Genomic DNA, 23,430 nt, shown 5'->3' with positions numbered 1-23,430 from the left:
TTAAAAAAAAACCCGCGCAAGCGCGGGTATAAAAGTCAGAGCGAAGAGGTAACAACTTACACACCGTCCCACGCGCTACACGCGCTGGCCGTTTACTGCATTTAACACACGGGTGGGTCTCATCCTTGAAACCACTTGATCATAACGACTTCATTTTTTGCGTCTTTGAGATTTGTCTCAAATGCCGTCAAAACCACCGGGCTGAGACAAGCGTTTAAACAGGTCCATATCGCTCTTGACGCCCAACTTGCGATAAGCCGCCAACTTTTGCGTGCTCACGGTTTTCAGGCTGCGGTGGGAAATTTCGGCAATGCGCGTGACCGTCAGCCCGCTGATGCACAAACGCAGCACCTCACGCTCGCGCAGCGACAGCGCAGGGTGGGCGGCGAGTACCTCGGCGGCATCGGAGCAATCCCACCAGGCGGGGATGGGGCTGTACGCCTGCGCCGCGACAATGCTCGGGCTCAGGTAGCGTTCGCCAGCCGCAACGGCCCGCACGGCCTGGATCAGCACGTCCAGCGGCTCGCGCTTGCACACCACGCCGTGGGCACCGCCGGCACGCAGCGACAGGGCGACCTTGGGGTCAGCCTCGTCGACAATCAGCAGTTGCTTGAGCTGCGGGCAATCGTGGCGTATGGCCTTGACCAGGTTCAATGCATCGGTTTTTTGCAGCGCGTGGCTCATCACCAGCAGGTCGATCAGGTTGTGTTCCAGCGCCCGCCATACCGCGCCCACTTGGTCGTACACCCCCGCCACGCTGATACCGGACTGCTCCGCCAAATGCGTGTGCAAGCCATAACGGACTACCTCATGTTCATCCAGCACCCCCACTCTAATAACCCCAGACATCATGCACCTCATTTTCCCAGGCTGTTTAAGCCGTGTTCTTTATCGCACGGCCCAGGCCGCCCAATTACGCAGTAATAAATGCCCTCGCTTATTAAGAAAGGGCCTCGAATGTTGATAAAACAGTCAGCGCCAAGTGGCTATTTTTTTATGACCGATCGTCCAACAATAATCGCAAAAAAAACCAGGCACTCTAAGAACTGTCTCAATTGCCGAATCAGGCGGTGCACGGGGTATTTTTTTACTTTCGAGACAAGTCTCAAAGCAACACAGCTAACTAACAGACGACAGTAAGCGATTGCGCACGCATAGATCCGGATGAACTTCGATGACGACCCCGAACATGCGTGAGTCGTTATTAACCGTTTCTGGAGTGCTATACGTTGGCCAGCCTTCGCGTGTTCTTGTCCCGCCCGCAACAACTGGCAGTGTCCCTGCTGACCCTTTGCCTGCTGCCGCTCGCGGCCCAGGGTGACGCACTCACCCGTGACAATGGCGCTGCCGTCGGTGACAACCGGCATTCGCAAACCGCCGGGCCCAACGGGCCGGTGTTGCTGCAAGACGTGCACCTGATTCAAAAGCTGCAGCGGTTTGCCCGCGAGCGTATTCCCGAACGCGTGGTGCATGCCCGCGGGACCGGTGCCTATGGCGTGTTCGTCGCCAGCGACAACCTGCAAACCTTGACCCCCGCCGGGGTGTTCACCCAGGGCACCGTGACACCGGTATTCGTGCGTTTTTCCTCGGTGGTGCACGGCCACCACTCGCCCGAGACCCTGCGCGACCCCAGGGGGTTCGCCACCCGGTTCTATACCACCGAGGGCAACTGGGACCTGGTGGGTAACAATTTCCCGACGTTTTTCATCCGTGACGCGATCAAGTTTGCCGACATGGTGCATGCCTTCAAGCCCGACCCGCGCACCAACCTGAGCGACGATGCGCGCCGCTTCGATTTCTTTTCCCACGTGCCGGAGGCCACGCGCACGCTGACCGAGCTGTATTCCAACGCCGGCACGCCCGCCAGCTACCGGGAAATGGATGGCAACGGCGTGCACGCCTACAAGTTCGTCAATGCCGACAAGCAGGTGCACTACGTCAAGTTTCATTGGAAGAGCCTGCAGGGCAAGCGCAACCTGACGCCCGACGAGGTTGCACGGGTGCAGGGCGCCGACCACAGCCATATGACCCACGACCTGGTCACCCAGATCGAGCGGGGCAACTTCCCTAAATGGGACCTGTACGTGCAATTGCTCAAGCCCGAGGCACTGGCCGACTACCCCTTCGACCCGCTGGATGCGACCAAGGTGTGGCCGGACGTGCCGCTGCGCAAGGTCGGCCAGATGGTGCTCAACCGCAACCCGTCCAACGTGTTTCTGGAAACCGAACAGGTGGCCATGGCCCCGTCCAACCTGATCCCCGGCATCGAACCTTCCGAGGACCGCCTGCTGCAAGGGCGCCTGTTCGCCTACGCCGACGCGCAGATGTATCGCCTGGGCGCCAATGCCCATCAGTTGCCGGTCAATGCGCCGAGAAAACCGGTCAAGAATGTCAACCAGGACGGCGCGCTCAATGCGGCCATCAGCCTTTCCGGGGTGAACTACCAACCCAGCCGCCTGCTGCCCTTGAACGAAACGCCCCAGGCCCGCTACAGCGCCACAGCGCTGTCGGGCAGCACCCAACAGGCGGGCCTTTCGCGCGAACAGAACTTCCAGCAAGCCGGCGACTTGTATCGCTCGTTCAACAGCCAGGCGCGCAAGGACCTGATCGCCAACTTCGGCCACTCGCTGGCCGGCGCGGACGACGAGAGCAAGCACCATATCCTGTCGTTTCTGTACAAGGCCGACGCGGAGTACGGGGCCGGTGTCACCCGCGTCGCCAAAGGCAATTTGAGCCGCGTGCAAACGCTGGCGGCGCAGTTGCGCGACTGAATCAGATTCGCCCCACAAACCGGCCACTGCGTGGATGTTAGGTTGCAAACGCGCGCGCAGTGGCCTTACTTAATCAACGGATATACACATGGAACTCGATTTAAACGCACTGATTCAACACACCGAAAGCTGGCTGCCCGTCGTCCTCGAACACGCTTTCAGCCTTAGCCTGGCCGCCATCACGCTGGCTGTCGGTTGGTGGCTGATCAGCACCGTGACCCGACGCATTGGCGAGCTATTGGGCCGACGCAGCGTCGACAAGACCCTGCAGGGGTTTGTCGGCAGCCTGGTCAATGTCGCGCTGAAGATCATGCTGATCATCAGTGTCGCCTCGATGATTGGCGTGCAAACCACCAGCTTCGTCGCCGCCTTGGGCGCGGCCGGGCTGGCGATTGGCCTGGCATTGCAGGGCAGCCTGTCGAATTTTGCCGGCGGGGTGCTGATTTTGCTGTTCCGGCCCTTCAAGGTCGGCGACCGCATCGAGGTGCAGGGGGTGTACGGCGAAGTCGACGCGATCCTGATCTTCCACACGGTCATCCGCAGCGTCGATAACAAACGCATCGTCGTGCCCAACGGCAGCTTGTCCAACGGGGTGATCGTCAACTATTCGGCCGAAGCCTTGCGCAAGGTGGTATTCGACGTCGGCGTGGACTATGCCGCCAACCTGGACACCGCCAGGCAGGTACTGCTGGGGCTGTGCGATAGCCCGAAGATCCATCGCGATCCGCCACCGGAGGTGGTGGTCAAGGCATTGGGCGACAGCGCGGTGACCGTATCGCTGCGGGTGTGGGTGAACAATGAAGACTATTGGGACGTGATGTACCAGTTCAACGAAAGAGCCCGGGATGCGCTGGCGCGCCAAGGTATCTCGATTCCGTTTCCGCAACGGGTGGTCACGCTGGTCAAGGGTTGAGGCGAGTCAGTTGAGGGCGAACACTGTGCCTGTGGCGAGGGAGCTTGCTCCCGTGACAGCCGGACAGCTGGCAGACATCTACCTGATTCCCCGGGATCCAAATGTGGGAGGGGGCTTGCTCTCGATAGCGGTATCTACACAACTTTCGGTGAGCGAAAAAACTATGGCGAGTGGGCTGATGTGGTGAGCGGGCTTGTCCCGCTCACCACAGGGAGGAATTGCGGTTTTTAATTTGTATGCAGACCTATCGCCAACACACAACAGCCCCCGTCTCGCTGAAAGACGGGGGCTGTTGTGTGCGTTCAGGTGCTTTCAATGAAAGCGTTTGGCGGTGTGATAACTCTTATTCCAATAACTATTGCTCAATGAGTCGATTCGAATCGTCTTGCCGGTACGCGGCGAATGAATAAAGCGGTCATTGCCGATATAAATCCCCACATGGTTCATACGCTGCCCACCGTTATGTTTGAAGAACACCGCATCACCGACTTTCAAACGACTGCGCGCAACCGTCTTGGCGTTGGAGGCCAGCATCGTGGTGGTGGTGCGCGGAATGGACAGCCCTGCCTCGGTGCGGAACAAGTAATGCAACAGGCCGCTGCAATCAAAGCCGGTTTTGAGCGAAGCACCTCCCCAGCGGTAAGGCGTGCCGATCAACTCATGGGCACGCTCCACCACCTTACCGATACGCTGGTCGGTATGGGCAGCCAGGCTTGAATCATGGCGCATATAAGCGGTATTTAAATACTCGGCGCGTACTTCAGGGGCGAAGTAATCCGAGAACAGATAAGTAAATAGAACAACGAACGTTAACTTTGACATCACAGGAACCATTAAATGTTTCATAAACCAAACGAAACACAATGGTAGGGATAGGAAAGCCGCTAAAAAATAAGATCTGTCTCAGTATTGTCCGCGCCCTTGGGAGACCGACGGACGGTTTTGTACTGAACATAGGCTACCCGCCAAGGTTTGCACGGGTAGCGACTTCACGCAGGACTTACGCTGTCAATCTGACTGCGCGCCTGAACAAACGTAATGCCTCAGGCTTTTTTCTGGTAACCCACTCCCTGAAACGAAAAATGCAGCAGCTTACCTTTACCCGACTCCTTGGTAAGTTCTTCGTTACCGACCATCGAGTTCTTGTACCGGCCATATAGCCCACTACTTCTGATTTCACCCGTCCTGACATTGCCCTTATCATCCGTGGTAAAGGGCGCTGAAAAACTGCCGCTCATTGTCCCGATCTGCGAGCTTCGATTGATTCCCGCGCCGTAGTGCTCTACGAAACCTACATCACGACCCGACAACGCGACTTTCTGATCGACGTAAAGGTCTTTGACGTGTTGTTTGGAGCCGGGCTTATCGGGGTCTGTGACATCCTGAATAAAGCCTTTGAGCCTGTGAGGGTCATTAGGGTCGACCTCGATTGTCAGGTTATATTTATGGCCAAATTTGAAATCCACCAAGGTGCTATTACTGCCGCCCGCCCCCCCATCAGCCTCGGCGCGCCCCTGAGGGGCCTTGAAATGCGAACCAAATCCAGAAAAAACCACCAGTGCCTTGCCATCCCCCCGAGGCTGCAAACCAATATACCCCCTGGCAAGCGGTGCACCCTTCGGATTATTAACGCCAAACTGCATCGCAAAATAAGTGCCGGCATCCCCCGCTTTCTTTCTTTGCAGGCCTTCATCGATACTGATTGGAAAGGTGATGTTATTTAACCCAGGACCAGGCGCCGAAAGTGAGTAATTTACCGCGTATAAACCATTGGGCGATGTGGCCTCTTTCTTGATTTCGAGTTTTGGATCGCTGACTTTATCAAGCTTAGTGCGAACAATAGTGCTCGTCGATGCAGCAGGCGGTGTTGTGGCCTCTCTTGTCGTGCGAATGGACTCGGTATTCCATACGCCATCAGGCTCCGACGGATGCAGGCTGTTCGGTTGTGTTGGGTGTGGGTCGCTCCGTTGCCGGGTAATCACATTGACCGCGGCTAACGTAGGTACATGGGCAAAAGCATCAGACAGTTGTGTTGAAAACACTGGCGAACGATCAATAGGCGTCAAAGTTCTAGGCTCTTTTTTGGGTCAATCAATTGATAAGCGTGAGATCCGGAGCCTATCCATGGGCATGATGACAAGAGAACCTTTCCAGGGTGAGCAACTCACCAACGTAAACACGTTGGGTAATCAACCACCGTCCGGATCGCTGTTCAAACAGGTCTGATCAAATAGGAAACGTCATACAACTGTATTAAACGCTGCCCTGTATCAAGACACTTTCGATCATAGACGGGCGCCCCCAAGCAGACTGCAAGAAAGAACGCTCGACCGACACGGATTTTTCCTAAAACCAATAAGAGCAGTAGCCGACAGCTACCGCGAATATCGCGCATGACATTCCACGACTGGGTACTACAGCCAATGGGCGGTTGTGGTGGGGGACTTGCCGAATATGCACACCACCCGCGCCGGGTGGTGTGAGGGCTTACACGTACGTCATCAATCAGTGTGTCAGGGCGGACGGATCTTCCTGCAACATCACCGATTCATGCAGGGTCGCCAGGGCATCCTTCAAGGTGGACTCTTGCAGCGCATCCTTGGACTTCCTGCTCTCCTTGGCCGCGTATTCCAACAGCACCAGGTAGTCACGCTGAGCCGAGGCTTGCTTGGGCACGAAGGTTTCGTCCACCAACTTACCCTGTACGTACTTCTGCGTGCGGGTGGTCTGGCTTGCCTCTTGGGAAACCGAAGCGTTGGTCAGCAGGCCATTCTTGTAGGAGAGGTTGGCCGAACTTGTGGCCTTGTCCTCGACTTGAATGTAAAGATAGTTTTGCGAGTTTTCATCGCGCCCCAGGCTTGGGTTTTTACTGCCATCAAGGCCCTTGTGATAGCTGGCCGAGAGGCTCGACTTCTGGTCCTGGGTGATGCTGCGATCCAACGCGCTGGCGCCGCTGACACGGGTTTTCTGCGACACTTTATAGGCAAAACTGTCGATTTCAGCCGGGCGCATCGGGTTGGAGGATTCGCTGGCCTGCCTGATGGACGCCTTGAAGTCCGCCAGGCCGGTCAGCAAGCCCTGGTCGGTCGGGTTGAGGGTCAACGCCTCAGGAACGCCGGGGCCCTGGGGATAATTGCTGTTCATGGCGCTGAACGCGTCCTTGAACATCGTCATCAGTTGCGCCTTCGCATTGCCACGCTCCTGAACCCGATCGAACTGTGCCAGGTAGCTTTTCAGCGCCTTGGCCTGTTGCTGGGCGTTGCCCAGGATCGCCGCGTTTTTCAGGTCCACGGACAGGTCCAATTCGCCGTCCGGACCGCTCATGCGTGTGCTGCGGCTTTGACTGTCCGCATGAAAGGCCAGGGTCTGGTCCTGCCCTGCCGAGGTTTTCAGTTTGGCGTTGAGGTCAACCGAGGCCAGCACCTTCGAGTCGAACTGAGTCAAGTTGCTTAAATCAAGCCTGGGCGGCATGGCGGTAAGCCCATCTACCGCCGCCTGGAACGCACTGCCCAGTTGACCCACGGCCTTGAGCTCGTCGGCGGTCAACTCACCCCCATCCACGGTGGCCTGCACGCCCAAGCCATCGCTCTGGCTGGACAGGCTGAAGGTGACGGTCTTGCCGCTGGCCGTCTTGATACTCAGGCTGACCTGGTTGTCGGCCTTGCTGTGCAGCAACGACTGGTCGATTTTGAGCTCGCCGGCGTTGTCCGCACGATCGGCGCTGGCGTAGAGCACTGACTGGGAAATGTCCCTGCCGTCCTTGGCGAACTGCTCAAGCAAGCCTGCGCCCAGGCCATTGAAGCGGCTGGCTGTGGACAATGAATTGAAGTTGGTACCCATCGTTTTGCCGAGCGCGTTCTGGCTGTCGCTTTCCCAGGCACGTACGCTTTCGTGACCCGGTAACTGTCCGCGGCGCGAATAGGTATCGGCGAATGTGTCGGAGACGACATTGCCCAGACTGACCACTGAGGAGGGACGCGCAGAGAGGGTGTCGCTGCTTTGTATCGGCGTCGCGGCAACGCTCTCTGGCCGGCGAACAATGAGGGTATTGGCAGCAATGGGTGAAAGAGTGGTCATGAGACGATCCATGTCTTGAACTGAACAGGCTTTAATTTAACCAAGACAGAGATCGATTGACAGCCCATTAATAGCAAAGCGCCAGGTCAAAAAAACGACACGCACTCATTAACCGGGCATTGGAAACGGTAAGTCACCGATAACAGTGACAGGCAGGTGTGATTTCACAAGGCAAAAAAAAACCCGGAAATCCTCACTTGCGTGGGCCTTCCGGATTTTCTAAACCGCCAAAAATGGTGGGTCGTGTGGGATTCGAACCTACGACCAATTGGTTAAAAGCCAACTGCTCTACCAACTGAGCTAACGACCCGCTGTGTGGTGGCGCGTATAATACTGATTTCTAAGGATTATTCAACACCTTATTTTAAAAAAACCAGAAATAACGCGTCTGGGCCGTCATAGCGGCTGTTTGCACGCCCTCTCAGCGCCCCGGTTCGTCGTTCCACAGGTACTTGTGCAACTGCAATTGCAGGCGCACCGGCAGGTTGTCCGCCACCACCCAGTCCGCCAGCTCGCGTGCATTCAGGTCGTGATGGCTTGGGGAAAACAGCACCTCACCCGCACGGCGCTCCAGGCCATATTGGATCAGCTTGGAGGTGGCCCAGTCATAATCGTCGCGGGAACAGATGACGAACTTGACCTGATCGTTGGGCGTCAGCAGTTCGATGTTCTCGTAGCGGTTGCGGTGCGCCTCTTTGGAGTCCGGGGTCTTGAGGTCGACCACTCGGCTGACCCGCGGATCGACAGCGGAAATATCCAGGGCGCCGCTGGTTTCCAGGGACACCTCGTAGCCGGCGTCACACAGTTGCTTGAGCAAAGGGATGGCGTTGGGCTGGGCCAACGGCTCGCCGCCTGTTACACAGACGTAGCGCGGCTTGTAACCGGCCACCTGCTCCAGGATGTCGTCGAGGGTGCGTATAGTGCCGCCACTGAAAGCGTAGGCGCTGTCACAGTACTGGCAACGCAACGGGCAGCCGGTCAAGCGCACAAAGACTGTGGGCAGGCCGGCGGTGCGCGTTTCACCCTGTAACGAGTAAAAAACTTCGGTAATGCGTAGTGTGTCTTGCATAGTCGCCACGGGCGTAACAGCTGAACAGGCTGTCCGCCTCCGTCAGGCACTTCAAGGAACCCCGCCAACGCGTGGGCCCCAAGGAGCGTATTTCATAAAAGGGCGTGGATTCTAACGAAAAAACCCGCGCCAGGCGCGGGTTTCTTCTAAACGGGCGGCATCGCTTACAAGCGCTGCAGGTCCCGTTGAGCCAACTGGGCAGCGGAAGTACCCGGATATTGGGCTACGACCTGCTGCAGAATGCCTTTGACCTTGTCGGTATGACCCAGGCGGCGTTCTACGTCAGCGAGCTTGTACAGCGAATCCGGCACCTTGGCATGCTTGGGATACAGTTGGCTGACCTTGGCAAACGCCTGGCCCGCGCCCTGCAAGTCACCCTTGGCCAGGTTGACCTCGCCCAGCCAGTATTGGGCATTGCCCGCGTACTGGCTGTTCGGGTATTTGCGCAGGAACGCGCTGAATGCCTGGCTGGCTTTGTCGAAATCCTTGGCTTTGATCAGGTCGAAGGCTGCATCGTAATACAGTTTTTCCTTCGCCGGATCACCCGGTTCGCTGCTGGCGGCAGGGGCTTGGCTGGCAGCCGCCCCCGCTGCCGCACCACCGATGGCCGCACTGGGCGCGCCACCGGCAGAAGAATTATCAGGAGTAGCGGCAGGTGCAGCACCGGCTCCTATACGTCGATCAAGATCCTGGTAACGCTCCAGGCCTTCTTGCTTGAGCTGGTTCACCTGGTTCTGCAGCACTTCAATAGCGCCTTGTTGCTGCGCGATTTGATCCTGCATGCGTTGCAGCTGGTTGAACAGCTCGCCCTGTGCCGAGGGCGCGGCCGTAGCCGCTCCCCCAGCATAGGCGCCGTTCGTGCCATAACCCGCTGGCGGATAACTGCTCCCGCTATTGTTATAGCCAGAGTTGCTATCCGTTACAGGAACCGCAGCCCACACCGCAAGCGGTGCGAAGCTGAGAGCCAATACAGTTAGAGCACGACGGCACGTTCGCATGACGAATTACTTACGCAGTTCGACGCGACGGTTTTGAGCCCAGGACTGCTCGTCGTGGCCAGTAGCAACTGGACGCTCTTTACCGTAGGAAACCAGTTCCAGTTGGCCTGGAGCAACACCTTGCAGTACCAGGTAGCGCTGAACGGCTTTCGCACGACGCTCGCCCAGTGCCATGTTGTACTCACGAGTACCACGTTCGTCAGTGTTACCTTCCAGAACAACGCGAGCGCCGTTAGCTTTCAGGTCCTTGGCGTGAACGTCCAGAGCGCGCATGGCTTCTGGTTTCAGGTCCGAACTGTCGTATTCGAAGTAGAAAGTGGTGATAGCGCGCAGAGCAGCTTCTTCGCTCAGGGAACCGTCAACGGCACCCGAGTTAGCGCCGTAACCAGCGTTTGGATCAACAGCTGCGCCTTCACCGGCATTGTCGCCGCCTTTGGACGAGCAACCAACGGCTACGGACAGAGCCAGAGCCAGAGCAGCAAACTTACCAAACTTCAGCATTTCCATCGTGAAACTCCTAATGAACCCCAGTGTGTTAAGCAAATCTTTTTGTAGCGCCGCGTCAGTTCAGGTAAGGGGACCAGGATGGTTCTCTGACTTCGCCTTGTGCGGTAGGAAGCGGGAGCCTTACGCGTCCATTAATGGACACGAGCATCAAGACTCCCCGGCCCTGCTGGCGGGTGGCGTAGATTACCATGGTGCCGTTGGGCGCAACAGTGGCTGACTCATCAAGGTTGGTATCTGTAAGGATTTTTACGGTTCCACGCTGCAAATCCTGGGCCGCAACCCGGAAATTAGTGAAACCATCCTGACGGTGAATCATCACCAACGTCTTTTCATCGGCCGAAAGCTTCGGATTGGCGTTGTAGTTACCAATAAAGGTCACACGCTCCGCACCACCACCGCCCACGCTTGTTTTGTAGATTTGTGGCTTGCCGCCGCGATCGGAGGTGAAGTAGATGGTCGAACCATCCTTGCCCCAGAACGGTTCGGTATTGATACCCGGGCCACTGGTGACGCGAGTGATCTGGCGCGAAGCCATGTTCATCACGTAGATATCCGGGTTGCCGTCCTTGGACAGCACGAACGCCAGGCGCGAACCATCCGGCGACCAGGCCGGCGCACCGTTGAGGCCTTCGAAGTTGGTGATCTGCTCACGACGGCCGGTATCGATGTGCTGGACGAAGATACGCGGGCGCTTCTGTTCGAAAGACACATAGGCGATACGCTTGCCGTCCGGTGCGAAACGCGGCGACAGGATCGGCTCACGCGATTGCAGCAAGGTCACGGCCCGCGCACCGTCGTAGTCCGAGCGCTGCAGGGTGTAGCGCGTGTTGTCCACGGAGAAACGCTCAGCCGTTACATACAGCAGACGTGTGGAGAACGCACCTTTGATACCGGTGAGTTTTTCAAACGACTGGTCCGAGATGTAGTGGGCCATGTCCCGCAGTTGTTCGGCGGTGCCCGAGACGCTGCCGGTCAGGACCTGCTGCTCGGTGGCCACGTTGAACAAGGTGTAGGTGATCTGCAGGCGACCGCCGGCCGGCGTGATGTTGCCGACCATCAGGTACTGGGCGCCCACGGCTTTCCAGTCACGGAACACAACTTCGCTGGCCTGGTTCGGCTGGCTGATCATGTTGCCTTTCGGAATCGGTGCGTAGTAGCCGGAGTTGCGCAGGTCGTCGCTGACGATCTGGGCCATGTCATCCGGCAGCACGCTGCCGCCCTGCCAACCGAACGGTACAACGGCGATCGGGGTGGCCCGATCACTACCGCTGGTGACCAGGATGTTCTTTTCATCCGCCGCCGCTATCCCTGCCATACAGCAAATAACGACAAGCATTCCTCGAAGAAGGTTTCTCACAAGGCTAGATCCTCAGGTGTGAATGTCATCTTGAATGAACGATAGGGAGCGAAGTCGCTTGGTTTCATTCCCTGCATCTCGGTCAACCGGCCAATGTTCTTGACCGCGGCAACTGCCGAACTGTCGAACGATGGATCGCCACTGCCCTTGGCCACGCTGACCGAAGTCACCGTACCGTCCGGCAACATGCCGATCTGTAGCACTACTGTCATGCCTTTGCGTGCCGAAGGTGGACGTGTCCAGCCTTCCGCTGCCCGCGCCCGAATCAGGTCGTCGAAACTGCCCGCGACTTCATCGCCACGTTCATCGGCCAAGGCTTGCTGACGCTGCGGCGTGTCGGAGAGCAAATCCGCCAAGGCCTGGGCCTTTTTCTCTTCGGCGGATTTACGCGCTGCTTCCTGGGCCTTTTTCTTGGTGGCATCGGCGGCAGCTTTCTTCTTCGCGTCGTCGGCGACTTTCTTTTTCGCCTCGTCTGCTTCAGCTTTTTTCTTGGCGTCTTCGGCGGCTTTCTTCTTCGCGTCTTCGACTATCTTTTTCTTGGCTTCTTCAGCGGCCTTTTTCTTGGCCTCTTCTTCGGCAGCCTTTTTGGCTTCTTCTTCGGATTTCTTCTTGGCTATATCAGCCAATTGTTTCTCTTCGGCTTTTTTCGCTTCGGCAGCTTTCTCGGCTTTCTTGGCTTCGTCAGCCTTTTTCGCCTCGTCAGCCTTCTTGGCTTCATCCGCCTTTTTCGATTCCTCGGCCTTTTGAGCCGCCTCTTCTTTCTTTTGTTCCGCAGCAGCCTTCACCGCTTCCTGCTCGACCTTCTTCTGTTCCATCTGTTCGACTTCAGTCTGGCGCGCAGCCGACTTCTGGGCCTCACCCGCAATCTTTTGATTGGTCTGGGTGGTGGCCTGACTTTTCGATTTCAGCTGATACAGGGTCGCCTGCACGATCGGCTTGGCCGGCGGCAGATCCGGGGTCATGGCAAAGCTGACGAACAGCATGCCAAACACCAGGATGTGCAGGGCAATTGCCCAGACGCTAGGCCAGAAGTAGCTTTCCGAGGCGGACGGCTCTCGCTGTTGCTGCATCAGGGCGCCTCGGTAATCAAGCCAACGTTACCCACGCCGGCCTTCTGCAGCCCGCCCATGGCGCCCATGACGGAACCGTAGTCGACCGACTTGTCGCCGCGGATGAACACCTGGGTGTGCTTGCCGCCTTCGTTGCCGGAGCGAATGATCTTGGTCACCGCATCGGTCATCGCCGGCAGGGTCAAGGCCTTGTCCTGCTGCTTCTGGGTGTCGACTTCGCTGCCGAGGTTCCAGTAGTAGGTCTTGTCTGCCTTGATCGAAATGGTCAGCACCTGGGTGTTGTTGTCCTGGGGCAAGGCTTCGCTGGATACCTTGGGCAGGTCAACCTTGACACCCTGGTTGAGCATCGGCGCGGTCACCATGAAGATCACCAGCAGCACCAGCATCACGTCGATGTAAGGCACTACGTTCATCTCGGCGACCGGCTTGCGCTTGGTTCGAGCTCGAGTGATTAAAGCCATCGGGGAGTACCTGCTTATTCTTCGCTGGTGTGCACTTTACGGTGCAGGATCGCCTGGAATTCATCGGCGAAGGTGTAGTAACGGCCAATCAGGTTTTCGCCGCGTGCGGCAAAACGGTTGTAGGCGATAACGGCCGGGATCGCGGCGAACAGGCCGATCGCGGTGGCGACCAGGGCTTCGGCGATACCCGGGGCCACGGTGGCCAGGGTGGCTTGCTGCGCCTGGGCCAGGCCACGGAAGGAGTTCATGATCCCCCAGACGGTACCGAACAGGCCGATGTACGGGCTCACGGAGCCGACGGTGGCGAGGAACGGCAGGCTTTGCTCCAGCTTCTCTTCTTCGCGGGAAATGGCGACGCGCATGGCGCGGGCCACGCCTTCCATCACGGCTTCCGGGTCAACGCCTGGCTGCTGGCGCAGGCGCGAGAATTCCTTGAAGCCGGCACGGAAAATCTGCTCGACGCCCGAGTCCGGGTCCGGGTTGCTGCCGGCCTGGCGATACAGCTTGGACAGGTCGATACCCGACCAGAAGCGCTCTTCAAAGCTCTCCAGGGCACGTCGACCGGCACGCAGCAGGTTGCTGCGCTGAAAAATCATGACCCAAGAGGTAACCGATGCGGCTACCAGGATCAGCATGACCAGTTGAACCACAACACTGGCATTGCTGACCAGGCTCCACATGGAGGAATGGTCGACGACGGTAGGTTCCACGCTAAATCTCCTGCTTTGATTGTTTACCCGCGCCGCTCACGGCGGCAAAGGCCGCACGTAGAGTTTCGGGAATGGCCCGAGGTTTCAAACTGTTGGTGCGCACACACGCCACCAGGAACTGCCCCTCACAGAGCAGCGTTGCATCCGTGGCCCGCCTGACCTGCTGCTTGAAACGCAGGCTGGCACGGTTCAATTCGATTACTTCAGCGCTGACCAGCAGTTCGTCGTCCAGTCGCGCCGGTGCGTGGTAACGCGCCTCGCTGGAATGCACGACGAACAACAGGTCCTCTCCCGCAAGCGTGGACTGGGCAAAGCCCAGCTCCCGTAGCCGCTCGGTTCGAGCCCGCTCCATGAACTTGAGGTAATTGACGTAATACACGATGCCGCCGGCATCGGTGTCCTCGTAATAAACGCGACAGCGATGTGCGAACGACTGATCCCCGTTTTGCGCGCGCATACTCTAGTGCTTACTCCTGAGGTTGCCAATCCGGATCGGCAACTGTTTTTGCATTCTCGAAGACATTTCCTACGACTGAATGACGACGCCCGACACTGGGACAGCACAAACCTTGAATAAATCGACGCGCGTCGCCTTTTTAATCGTCCACTGCATCGAGAAATTCGTCTACCACGGGCATCTCACCCAATCGTGACGGAATGTTTAGCCCAAAGTGCAGATACGCATGGCGTGTCACCACCCGGCCCCTTGGCGTGCGCATGATGTAGCCCTGCTGGATCAGGTACGGCTCCAGCACATCCTCGATGGTATGGCGCTCCTCGCTGATGGCCGCCGCCAGGCTGTCGACGCCCACCGGGCCACCGTCGAATTTCTCGATCATGGTCAAGAGTAGACGCCGGTCCTGGTGATCGAAGCCATGCTCGTCCACATCCAACAGGTTCAACGCCAGGTCGGCCACGGCCTTGGTGATATGCCCCTTGGCCCGCACTTCGGCAAAATCGCGCACCCTACGCAGCAAACGGTTGGCAATACGCGGCGTGCCACGGGCACGACGGGCGATTTCAAACGCGCCTTCCGGGTCCAGGGGCAAGCCGAGAATGCTCGCCGAACGGCTGACGATGGTCGCCAGGTCCGCCGTGCTATAGAACTCCAGACGTTGAACAATGCCGAAACGGTCTCGCAACGGGTTGGTCAACATGCCCGCGCGCGTGGTTGCGCCCACCAGCGTGAACGGTGGCAGGTCGAGCTTGATCGAGCGTGCCGCCGGGCCTTCGCCGATCATGATGTCGAGCTGGAAGTCTTCCATGGCTGGGTACAGCACTTCTTCGACGATCGGCGACAGCCGGTGAATCTCATCGATAAACAGCACATCGTGCGGTTCGAGGTTGGTCAGCAACGCGGCCAAATCGCCTGGACGCTCCAGCACCGGGCCGGAGGTGGACTTGATCGACACGCCCATTTCCTGGGCAATGATGTTGGCCAGGGTGGTTTTACCCAAGCCCGGCGGGCCGAAGATCAACGTGTGGTCCAGGGACTCGCTGCGCCCGCGCGCGGCCTGGATGAACAGCTCCATTTGCTCGCGCACGGTGGGCTGGCCGATGTAGTCGGCCAGGCTCAGGGGGCGAATGGCACGGTCCTGGACTTCTTCACGGTCGCGCGGGCCGGTGGCGGCGATCAGACGATCAGCTTCAATCACTTAAATCATTCCCTTCAGGGCTCGGCGGATCATATCTTCACTGCTCAGGTTCTTGTCCTTGATGGCCGACACGGCCTTGCTGGCTTCCTGCGGCTTGTAGCCCAGGGAGATCAGCGCACTGACCGCATCGCTTTCGGCGCTGGCGACCTGGCCCGCCGGCATGTCCGGCTGGTTCGGCACCAGGGCGAACATGCTCGGCACCACTTCCCAGGCTTTAAAGCGGTCCTTGAGTTCCACCAGCAGGCGCTCGGCGGTTTTCTTGCCCACGCCCGGCACCTTGGTCAGCGCCGAGGTGTCCTGGGCCGAGACGGCACGCACCAGTTCGTCCACTTCCAGGCTCGACATCAAGGCCAGGGCGAGTTTCGGCCCTACGCCATTGAGGCGAATCAATTCACGGAAGAAGTCGCGGTCACGCTTGCCAATGAAACCATAGAGCAATTGTGCGTCTTCGCGCACCACCAGGTGGGTGTGCAGCGTTATCGGCTCGCCGACCGACGGCAGGCGATACAGGGTGGTCATGGGCACTTCCAGCTCATACCCCAGCCCGTTCACATCCAGAATCAGGTGCGGCGGCTGTTTTTCAGCCAGGGTGCCGCGCAAGCGTCCAATCACGGTTCAGATCCTTAAAACTTGGGGTCAGATCAAGGCCTGACCCGACATAACGATTGCGCTGATGCTATCAGAGACGCAGCCGCCCGCCACGACTGCGTGCCGTGCCCAAGCCATGTGGCAGCAGGCTGGAACGGGTGTGCGCATGGCAAATGGCGATGGCCAGGGCGTCGGAGGCGTCGATCTGTGGCTTTGAGGTGAGCTTGAGCATGTGCATGACCATCATCTGCACCTGTTCTTTATTGGCCGCACCGGTGCCGACCACGGCCTGCTTGACCTGGGTCGCGGTGTATTCGGCGATTTCCATGCCCTCCTCGGCTCCGGCGACAATCGCCGCGCCACGGGCCTGACCCAGTTTCAGCGCCGAGTCGGCGTTCTTGGCCATGAATACTTTCTCGATGCCCATGGTCACCGGGCCGTAGGTCTGGATCACCTCACGCACACCGCGATACACAATCTGCAAACGCTCGGCCAGCTCGCCCGCGCCGGTACGGATGCAGCCCGAGGCGACGTAGACGCAGCCGCGCGGGGTGTGTTGCACCACACCAAAACCGGTGATGCGCGAACCGGGGTCGATACCTAGGATTAAAGTCATAACGCCTGCGGGTTGGGTAAACACATTTTTTGATACACAGAAGATCCAATGTGGGAGGGGGCAAGCCCTAATGCCAGTCAGTTAAGGCTTTGAAGGGGTAAAAAGCTCCCTCGCCACAGATACAGTGTTGTCCCTTAAGTGACTGGCATTAGGGCTTGCCCCCTCCCACAATTAATCCACATCGCACTTCAGCCTAGCTGTTCGGCCACTGACTCTGGAATGTCGGCATTCGAATACACGTTCTGTACATCATCCAGGTCTTCGAGCATATCCAGCATTTTCAACACCTTCTGCGCGCCGTCCAGGTCGAGTTCGGCACTGGTGGTCGGCAGCATCACGATTTCCGCGTCGGTGCCCTTGAAACCGGCGGTCTCCAGGGCGTTACGTACCGCATAGAAGCTGGCGAACGAGGTAAACACATCGATGGAGCCGTCGTCGTTGGTCACTACGTCGTCGGCATCGGCCTCCATCGCCGCTTCCATCAGGGCGTCTTCATCGGTGCCCGGCGCAAAGGAAATCTGCCCCTTGCGTTCGAACAGGTAGGCCACCGAACCGTCGGTGCCGAGGTTGCCGCCACATTTGCTGAACGCATGGCGCACGGCGGCGGCGGTACGGTTGCGGTTGTCGGTCATGCACTCGACCATCACCGCCACACCGCCGGGGCCGTAGCCCTCGTAGGTCAGCTCGACCATGTCGTCGGTGTCGGCCGCGCCGGCACCACGGGCCACGGCGCGATCGATGATGTCGCGGCTCATGTTGGCGCCGAGGGCCTTGTCCAGCGCCAGGCGCAGACGCGGGTTGGAGCCTGGGTCACCACCGCCCTGGCGAGCGGCGACGGTCAGCTCGCGGATCCACTTGGTGAAAATCTTGCCTTTCTTGGCATCCTGACGCTCTTTGCGGTGCTTGATGTTCGCCCACTTGGAATGGCCAGCCATAACACAACTCCGAAATTCTTATAGAAACCTTATCAATCCCGCCCCAAGCGGGATGCACCCCTTGTAACGCAAAGGCGCATCCGAAGATGCGCCTTTTTGACTGCCTACAATCTTACTCGCGCTTTCATGCAGCAGCCTTACTCAGCCTTCGGCGTCTCGCGCAGACGGATGTGCAGTTCACGCAGCGCCTTGGCATCCACTACACCCGGAGCCTGGGTCATGACGTCCGCGGCACTCTGGGTTTTCGGGAAGGCGATCACTTCACGGATCGACTGGGCGCCGGTCATCAGCATGACCAGACGGTCCAGGCCAAACGCCAGGCCACCGTGCGGCGGTGCGCCGTATTTCAGGGCGTCGAGCAGGAAGCCGAATTTCTCTTCCTGTTCCGCTTCGTTGATGCCCAGCAGGCGGAAGACCGCTTGCTGCATCTCTTTGCGGTGGATACGGATCGAACCGCCACCCAGCTCGGTGCCGTTGAGCACCATGTCGTACGCACGGGACAGCGCGCCTGCCGGGTTGGCTTCCAACTCGGCCGGGGAGCACTTCGGCGCGGTGAACGGGTGGTGCAAGGCGCTGAAGCTGCCGTCGTCGTTCTCTTCGAACATCGGGAAGTCAACCACCCACATCGGCGCCCATTCGCAGGTCAGCAGGTTCAGGTCGTGACCGAGCTTGATGCGCAGCGCGCCCAGGGCCTCGCTGACGATCTTGGCTTTGTCGGCCCCGAAGAACACGATATCGCCATCGACCGCACCGACGCGATCGAGGATCGCGTTCAGGTTGTCCAGCGGGATGTTCTTGACGATCGGCGATTGCAGGCCGTCAACACCGTTGGCGCGCTCGTTGACCTTGATGTACGCCAGGCCCTTGGCACCGTAGATGCCGACGAACTTGGTGTAGTCGTCAATCTGCTTGCGCGGCATGCTCGCGCCGCCAGGCACGCGCAGGGCGGCGATGCGGCATTTAGGATCGTTGGCCGGGCCGCTGAACACCTTGAAGTCGACTTCTTTCAACTGGTCGGCCACGTCCACCAGTTCCAGCGGGTTACGCAGGTCTGGCTTGTCGGAACCGTAGCGGCGCATGGCTTCTTCGAAGGTCATGTGCGGGAAGTCACCGAATTCCAGGTCCAGCACTTCCTTGAACAGGTTGCGGATCATCTGCTCGGTCAGGCCCATGATCTCTTTTTCATCGAGGAAGCTGGTCTCGATGTCGATCTGGGTGAATTCGGGCTGGCGGTCGGCGCGCAGGTCTTCATCGCGAAAGCACTTGGCGATCTGGTAGTAACGGTCGAAGCCGGCCACCATCAGCAGTTGCTTGAACAGCTGCGGCGATTGCGGCAGCGCGAAGAACGAACCGGCGTGGGTACGGCTCGGCACCAGGTAGTCACGCGCGCCTTCCGGGGTGGCCCGGGTGAGGATCGGCGTTTCGACGTCGAGGAAGCCGTTCTCGTCGAGGAAGCGGCGGATGCTGGTGGTCATGCGCGAACGCAGGCGCAGCTTCTCGGCCATTTCCGGACGACGCAGGTCCAGGAAGCGGTAGCGCAGGCGGGTTTCTTCGCCCACGTCGGAGTATTCGTTAAGCGGGAACGGCGGGGTTTCCGACTCGTTCAACACTTCCAGCTCGTAGCCCAGCACCTCGATACCGCCGGAGGCCATGTTCTTGTTCACGGCACCGGCCGGACGCAGGCGCACCTTGCCGGTGATCTTCACCACGTATTCGCTGCGCACGCGGTCGGCGGCGGCGAAACTCTCGGCGCGGTCCGGGTCGAACACCACCTGGGCCAGACCATCACGATCACGGATATCGAGGAAGATCACCCCGCCGTGGTCGCGGCGACGGTGAACCCATCCGCAAAGGGTAATTTCCTGACCTTCCAGGGTCTCGTTCAGTTGGCCGCAATAGTGGCTGCGCATCATGGTCGTGGTTTCACTTCTCGTAATTCGAAATTCGGTGGCAGGCGTGCCTCGTCACCGTACAGTTAAGCAGGGGACGGATAATGCAGGAGCCTGCGCGTTGAGTTCAACTCAGTCTGCTTTATCGCCGCCCGCCAGATTCTTCTTGGAGCCGGTCTTGAAGTCGGTCTCGTACCAGCCGCTGCCGCTCAGGCGAAAGCCCGGCATGGACAAGCTCTTCTTGAGCTCAGGGGCCTTGCAGGCCGGGCAATCGACCAGCGGCGCTGCGCTGATCTTCTGGATGGCTTCCAACTGATGACCACAGGAAGCACATTGATAATCGTACATGGGCATGGCGATGTCTCGGCGATCAGATCGTTACTGCGCCACGCCGGCCCCAAAGGTTGAGCACATGCGCGGCAAAGCGCGGGATTATATCTGGTAAATCGAGGCAGCGCAGCCGGCTTTCTGCCCGGAGCCTTGCCCGCCTGTGCTGCGAGCCGGCCCCGGAGCGCCCCGATTACTCGGGGTTGGGCGAGGCGACACGGCCTGTGAGGACGTGAACCACGCACACCACCCTGACCAGCCCACTGAAGTTCTTCACCCCGCCGTAACGCAAGTGCACTTCCCGATCGACGTAAGACAACAACGCGCTGACTGAGCACGCGTTGATCCTGGCGATTTCCGTGAGGATATTCCAATAGATCTGTTCGAGCCGCAGGCACGTTGAAAACCCGTTGAGCCTGACCGATCGAGACAATGGCCTGGCCAGTCCCATGTCGAACCCCTTGCTGAAAGGATCGACTTTTATCTTATGAAAACCACAGGCTTCCATCACTCCATTACCTACTGCGCGTGACATACACCTGACACTCCATTGCCAAACAGCTGCCCATGGGTTGCTCCCATTGGGCGGTGAACCTATAAAACAGCAGGAAGCGAGGGCACAGCCAGAAGACGCGGAGTCGATAGTTGTAGGACAACGCCAGGAAACACGGAGAAACAAGCGAGCGGCATCAGGACGACACCGCTCAGGCGCAAGCCTTACTTGTCTTCGAGCAGGGAGCGCAGCATCCACGCGGTTTTTTCGTGAACCTGCATGCGCTGGGTCAGCAGGTCGGCGGTGGGCTCGTCGCTGACCTTGTCGAGCAGCGGGAAGATACCGCGCGCGGTACGCGTGACCGCTTCCTGACCCGCCACCAGTTGCTGGATCATTTCTTCGGCACTGGGCACGCCCTCTTCTTCCTTGATGGACGACAGGCGGGCGTAGATCGAATAGGCACCCGGCGCCGGGAAGCCCAGGGCACGGATACGCTCGGCAATGGAATCGACCGCCAGCGCCAGCTCGTTGTACTGCTCCTCGAACATCAAGTGGAGTGTACGAAACATGGGGCCGGTGACGTTCCAGTGGAAATTGTGGGTCTTCAGGTACAGCACATAAGTATCGGAAAGCAGACGCGAAAGCCCGTCGACGATGGATTTGCGATCTTCTTCACTGATACCGATATCGATTGCCATGTTTATCCCCTTCAATTGAGCAACATTCATTGACCAGGTGCCGCCCCACTCTAGCAAGAGCGCCGGCAATGCGCAGCCCGACACACCCAGGCGACGTGCGGCAAATCGTCCGCACCTGTCTAGGACAAGCGTTTGCCCTGGAAATGCCCGAAGCCTCGCAACGCCCGCAAAGGCTTGATTTGAGTAGGCACGGCCTTTGCTGTTAAATAGGCAGCGTGTCGCCGTCGTTAATGTCCACGGCAAGCGACATAGGCTGATACCCGTGCACGTGCCCAGCGCCTCCCATTGTTCAGAAGCGAACCGTGCCAGTCAGCTCTTCCTTGTGATCCGTCTTAACGTGAGTTAATCAAAATGTTGAAAATCGTCCACCTGCTAACGGGCGTTGCAGCGTTGCTGCTGTCCTTTATCCCGAGCCTGCAGCCTGAAAGCCTGCCCTACCTGCAACAACATGATGCTTTGTACCTGGCCTTGTTCGGCCTTCTCAACCTGACGCTCGCCCCGGTAATCCCTTACTGGAACAAAGGCACCCGTCATCAACTGCAAAACCTGGTCAGCGCGCTGCTGGTACTGACCGTCGTTGTACAAACGCTCACCCTCCTGGCACCCATGCCTGAAGTCGGCGGCCACCCGGCCATCCTGCTCAGCCTGGTGATCGCTGTGGTTGCCATCGTTCTTCACCTGGCCATCAGCTTCTACCGCTCGTCCCCGGCGGCCGCGTCGCAAACCTACGACATGACCAATCGGGATACCGGTACCGTCAAGTGGTTCAACACGTCCAAAGGCTTCGGCTTTATTTCCCGTGATTCGGGCGACGATATCTTCGTCCACTTCCGGGCCATTCGCGGCGAAGGCCATCGCGTCCTGGTGGAAGGCCAGCGCGTGGAGTTCTCCGTGATGAATCGCGACAAAGGCCTGCAAGCCGAAGACGTGATCGCGGCGCTGCCGCGTCGCTGATACCCGCCTTCGCAGCAAAAAAAACCGCGATCCAGCGCTGACTGGATCGCGGTTTTTTATTGCACGCCGATCAATAGTGCGGCGGCGGTGCTTCTTCTTCGGACGTCTCGAACTGGCCACCCATTTCTTCCTGGCGCTTGAGCAGCGCGGTCATCTGCAGTTGCAGACGTTCAACCGCGCGTTGCTGGGCAACCAGGATGTCATTGAGGGTCTCGATGGTGTCGTCCTGAAAAGCCAGGCGGCTTTCCAGGTCGGTAACGCGTGCTTGCAGGTCCATGATTCAGCCCTGGGTAAATTTGAAATCGGCGGGCAGCAGCTCGCGCAGGCGTGCACGGATGCCCGCCACTTGCTCGTCAGTATACGGCCGCGCCGGGTGCTTGCCCCACACCGGTGCCGGCCAGGCGGCGTCATCGCGCTTGCGTACGATCACATGCACATGCAATTGGCTGACAACGTTACCCAGCGCACCAATGTTCATCTTGTCGGCGCCCAGGCCTTCGTTCAGCAATTGCGCCAGGGTCGTCGTCTCTTGCCACAGTGTTTGTTGATCTGCGACACCCAGCTGAAACACTTCGCTGATACCGTTGATACGCGGCACCAGAATGAACCAGGGGTAGTTCGAGTCATTGGACAGCAGCAGGCGGCACAGCGGGAAGTCCCCGAGGACCAGTGTGTCTTGTTGCAGGCGTTGATCTAGGGCGAACACCGCGGGCACTCCATTCGGCAGGTCAGGTTCAGGGGCCCAGCATACCGTTGAATGCCCAAGGCTTCACGGCGATTGCACACACACCTGCGCAATCGGATAAAAAATCTGCACCCTTTCGATGCAGATCGTTATTTGAGCTACGCTAACTCGGGCCTCACCGGAATGCACCAAAATGACCCACTTGTGCTTCAAAGAGAACCGCCGACTACCCACTCAACGGGGTGGACCGGTAACGTTTTTCACCGGAACAGGTTTTTCGCACGTGCGAACAGAAGTAACACGTGGGCGTCAAGCCCAAACCAAACGGCGTAAAAAGCCCGTGTTTATGCGGCTTTTACAGGACCATCACATTTTTCACGAAAAAATGACATTTGATTACCGGTTTGGGCGCGCTTGTTGCATTGACCCCGCTATCGTCGGCAACGACACCCAGCGGGAAGCAGGTGTTACGCGATAAGAAACAGCAGCGTTTCAATGCAGATCAAGGAAGGATTCAAACTTCGAAAGGCGTTTGAAACAGTATTGAAGTTGTCAGCCCAGCTACACTCGGGCTGTGAATTTGCGACACGGAGCTAGCAGTTTACGACAGCCTCGTAAAGAAGCTGAAAGGAAAGATGGGTAAGTATCGTCAATAGA

25 protein-coding genes and 1 tRNA gene are annotated in these 23,430 nt (G+C 58.5%); 3 read left to right on the top strand and 23 right to left on the bottom strand.

Translation table 11 applies throughout. The features are described from left to right. Window positions 1-177: 177 nt before the first annotated feature. Window positions 178-849: a LuxR C-terminal-related transcriptional regulator gene (locus V6M90_RS11125; RefSeq protein ID WP_003174617.1), complete on the bottom strand. Its 672-nt coding sequence runs from the start codon at window positions 847-849 to the stop codon at window positions 178-180. A 425-nt stretch (window positions 850-1,274) separates the two neighbouring features. Between V6M90_RS11125 and V6M90_RS11120 the strand changes: the two genes are divergently transcribed. Further along, a complete protein-coding gene (locus tag V6M90_RS11120; protein WP_408637296.1) occupies window positions 1,275-2,771 on the top strand; it encodes a catalase in 1,497 nt (498 codons plus the stop codon). An 88-nt stretch (window positions 2,772-2,859) separates the two neighbouring features. Beyond that, on the top strand, window positions 2,860-3,684 hold the full coding sequence (locus V6M90_RS11115) for a mechanosensitive ion channel family protein (protein ID WP_003174619.1): 825 nt from the start codon (window positions 2,860-2,862) through the stop codon (window positions 3,682-3,684). A 312-nt stretch (window positions 3,685-3,996) separates the two neighbouring features. Here V6M90_RS11115 and V6M90_RS11110 read toward each other — a convergent pair whose 3' ends face one another. From V6M90_RS11110 to V6M90_RS11015, 20 genes are all read right to left on the bottom strand, one after another. Then, the gene (locus tag V6M90_RS11110) at window positions 3,997-4,506 is read right to left on the bottom strand and encodes a C40 family peptidase (RefSeq protein WP_003174620.1); all 510 of its coding nucleotides are present in this window, start codon (window positions 4,504-4,506) and stop codon (window positions 3,997-3,999) included. Between the two features lie 221 nt (window positions 4,507-4,727). Next, on the bottom strand, window positions 4,728-5,750 hold the full coding sequence (locus V6M90_RS11105) for a hypothetical protein (RefSeq protein WP_332846468.1): 1,023 nt from the start codon (window positions 5,748-5,750) through the stop codon (window positions 4,728-4,730). A gap of 439 nt (window positions 5,751-6,189) precedes the next feature. Next, the gene (locus V6M90_RS11100; protein WP_332846467.1) at window positions 6,190-7,761 is read right to left on the bottom strand and encodes a lactate dehydrogenase; all 1,572 of its coding nucleotides are present in this window, start codon (window positions 7,759-7,761) and stop codon (window positions 6,190-6,192) included. A 234-nt stretch (window positions 7,762-7,995) separates the two neighbouring features. Continuing rightward, window positions 7,996-8,071, bottom strand: a tRNA-Lys gene (locus V6M90_RS11095). 111 nt (window positions 8,072-8,182) lie between these two features. Continuing rightward, window positions 8,183-8,830 (bottom strand): 7-carboxy-7-deazaguanine synthase QueE, encoded by a 648-nt coding sequence (gene queE, locus V6M90_RS11090; RefSeq protein ID WP_141063342.1) that lies wholly within the window; start codon window positions 8,828-8,830, stop codon window positions 8,183-8,185. Window positions 8,831-8,994: 164 nt separating this feature from the next. Next, complete coding sequence (gene ybgF / locus V6M90_RS11085) at window positions 8,995-9,828, bottom strand: tol-pal system protein YbgF (protein WP_141063343.1); 834 nt, start codon at window positions 9,826-9,828, stop codon at window positions 8,995-8,997. A gap of 6 nt (window positions 9,829-9,834) precedes the next feature. Then, window positions 9,835-10,335: a peptidoglycan-associated lipoprotein Pal gene (gene pal, locus V6M90_RS11080; RefSeq protein WP_003175795.1), complete on the bottom strand. Its 501-nt coding sequence runs from the start codon at window positions 10,333-10,335 to the stop codon at window positions 9,835-9,837. 55 nt (window positions 10,336-10,390) lie between these two features. Next, the gene (tolB, locus tag V6M90_RS11075; protein ID WP_003175796.1) at window positions 10,391-11,671 is read right to left on the bottom strand and encodes a Tol-Pal system beta propeller repeat protein TolB; all 1,281 of its coding nucleotides are present in this window, start codon (window positions 11,669-11,671) and stop codon (window positions 10,391-10,393) included. A gap of 17 nt (window positions 11,672-11,688) precedes the next feature. Continuing rightward, entirely contained in the window at window positions 11,689-12,762 is a 1,074-nt protein-coding gene (gene tolA, locus V6M90_RS11070) for a cell envelope integrity protein TolA (RefSeq protein WP_003175797.1), read from the bottom strand. Beyond that, a complete protein-coding gene (gene tolR / locus V6M90_RS11065) occupies window positions 12,762-13,214 on the bottom strand; it encodes a protein TolR (protein WP_160384999.1) in 453 nt (150 codons plus the stop codon). Before tolR ends, tolA begins: the two co-directional genes overlap by 1 nt. Before the next feature lie 23 nt (window positions 13,215-13,237). Then, window positions 13,238-13,933: a protein TolQ gene (tolQ, locus tag V6M90_RS11060; protein WP_003175799.1), complete on the bottom strand. Its 696-nt coding sequence runs from the start codon at window positions 13,931-13,933 to the stop codon at window positions 13,238-13,240. Between the two features lies 1 nt (window position 13,934). Continuing rightward, window positions 13,935-14,390 carry a tol-pal system-associated acyl-CoA thioesterase gene (ybgC, locus tag V6M90_RS11055; RefSeq protein WP_003175800.1) on the bottom strand — a complete coding sequence of 152 codons (456 nt, stop codon included), beginning with the start codon at window positions 14,388-14,390 and terminating at the stop codon, window positions 13,935-13,937. A 139-nt stretch (window positions 14,391-14,529) separates the two neighbouring features. Continuing rightward, entirely contained in the window at window positions 14,530-15,588 is a 1,059-nt protein-coding gene (gene ruvB / locus V6M90_RS11050; RefSeq protein WP_003175801.1) for a Holliday junction branch migration DNA helicase RuvB, read from the bottom strand. Beyond that, window positions 15,589-16,200, bottom strand: coding sequence for a Holliday junction branch migration protein RuvA (ruvA, locus tag V6M90_RS11045; protein ID WP_003175802.1), 612 nt, complete (start codon window positions 16,198-16,200; stop codon window positions 15,589-15,591). It lies immediately after the preceding gene. A gap of 67 nt (window positions 16,201-16,267) precedes the next feature. Then, complete coding sequence (gene ruvC, locus V6M90_RS11040) at window positions 16,268-16,792, bottom strand: crossover junction endodeoxyribonuclease RuvC (RefSeq protein ID WP_024077147.1); 525 nt, start codon at window positions 16,790-16,792, stop codon at window positions 16,268-16,270. A 188-nt stretch (window positions 16,793-16,980) separates the two neighbouring features. After that, window positions 16,981-17,727 carry a YebC/PmpR family DNA-binding transcriptional regulator gene (locus tag V6M90_RS11035; protein WP_141063344.1) on the bottom strand — a complete coding sequence of 249 codons (747 nt, stop codon included), beginning with the start codon at window positions 17,725-17,727 and terminating at the stop codon, window positions 16,981-16,983. 137 nt (window positions 17,728-17,864) lie between these two features. Then, on the bottom strand, window positions 17,865-19,640 hold the full coding sequence (gene aspS, locus V6M90_RS11030) for an aspartate--tRNA ligase (protein ID WP_021491234.1): 1,776 nt from the start codon (window positions 19,638-19,640) through the stop codon (window positions 17,865-17,867). 108 nt (window positions 19,641-19,748) lie between these two features. Continuing rightward, a complete protein-coding gene (locus V6M90_RS11025) occupies window positions 19,749-19,970 on the bottom strand; it encodes an FmdB family zinc ribbon protein (RefSeq protein WP_003175806.1) in 222 nt (73 codons plus the stop codon). 166 nt (window positions 19,971-20,136) lie between these two features. Further along, complete coding sequence (locus V6M90_RS11020; protein WP_003175807.1) at window positions 20,137-20,478, bottom strand: ribbon-helix-helix domain-containing protein; 342 nt, start codon at window positions 20,476-20,478, stop codon at window positions 20,137-20,139. Between the two features lie 182 nt (window positions 20,479-20,660). Beyond that, entirely contained in the window at window positions 20,661-21,134 is a 474-nt protein-coding gene (locus V6M90_RS11015) for a Dps family protein (RefSeq protein ID WP_003175808.1), read from the bottom strand. 351 nt (window positions 21,135-21,485) lie between these two features. Between V6M90_RS11015 and V6M90_RS11010 the strand changes: the two genes are divergently transcribed. Further along, window positions 21,486-22,088: a cold-shock protein gene (locus V6M90_RS11010; RefSeq protein WP_078734478.1), complete on the top strand. Its 603-nt coding sequence runs from the start codon at window positions 21,486-21,488 to the stop codon at window positions 22,086-22,088. A 70-nt stretch (window positions 22,089-22,158) separates the two neighbouring features. Here the strand turns inward: V6M90_RS11010 and V6M90_RS11005 are convergent, their stop codons facing one another. Together V6M90_RS11005 and V6M90_RS11000 are read right to left on the bottom strand one after the other, a co-directional pair. Then, on the bottom strand, window positions 22,159-22,365 hold the full coding sequence (locus V6M90_RS11005) for a SlyX family protein (protein WP_003175810.1): 207 nt from the start codon (window positions 22,363-22,365) through the stop codon (window positions 22,159-22,161). Between the two features lie 3 nt (window positions 22,366-22,368). Beyond that, window positions 22,369-22,794 carry an HIT domain-containing protein gene (locus V6M90_RS11000; RefSeq protein WP_003175811.1) on the bottom strand — a complete coding sequence of 142 codons (426 nt, stop codon included), beginning with the start codon at window positions 22,792-22,794 and terminating at the stop codon, window positions 22,369-22,371. Between the last annotated feature and the right edge of the window lie 636 nt (window positions 22,795-23,430).

The organism is Pseudomonas lactucae, from assembly GCF_036688725.1.
Taxonomy (GTDB): domain Bacteria; phylum Pseudomonadota; class Gammaproteobacteria; order Pseudomonadales; family Pseudomonadaceae; genus Aquipseudomonas; species Aquipseudomonas lactucae.
The sequence above is the reverse complement of the archived record's forward strand: the minus strand, read 5'-3'. Positions and strand labels throughout refer to the sequence as shown.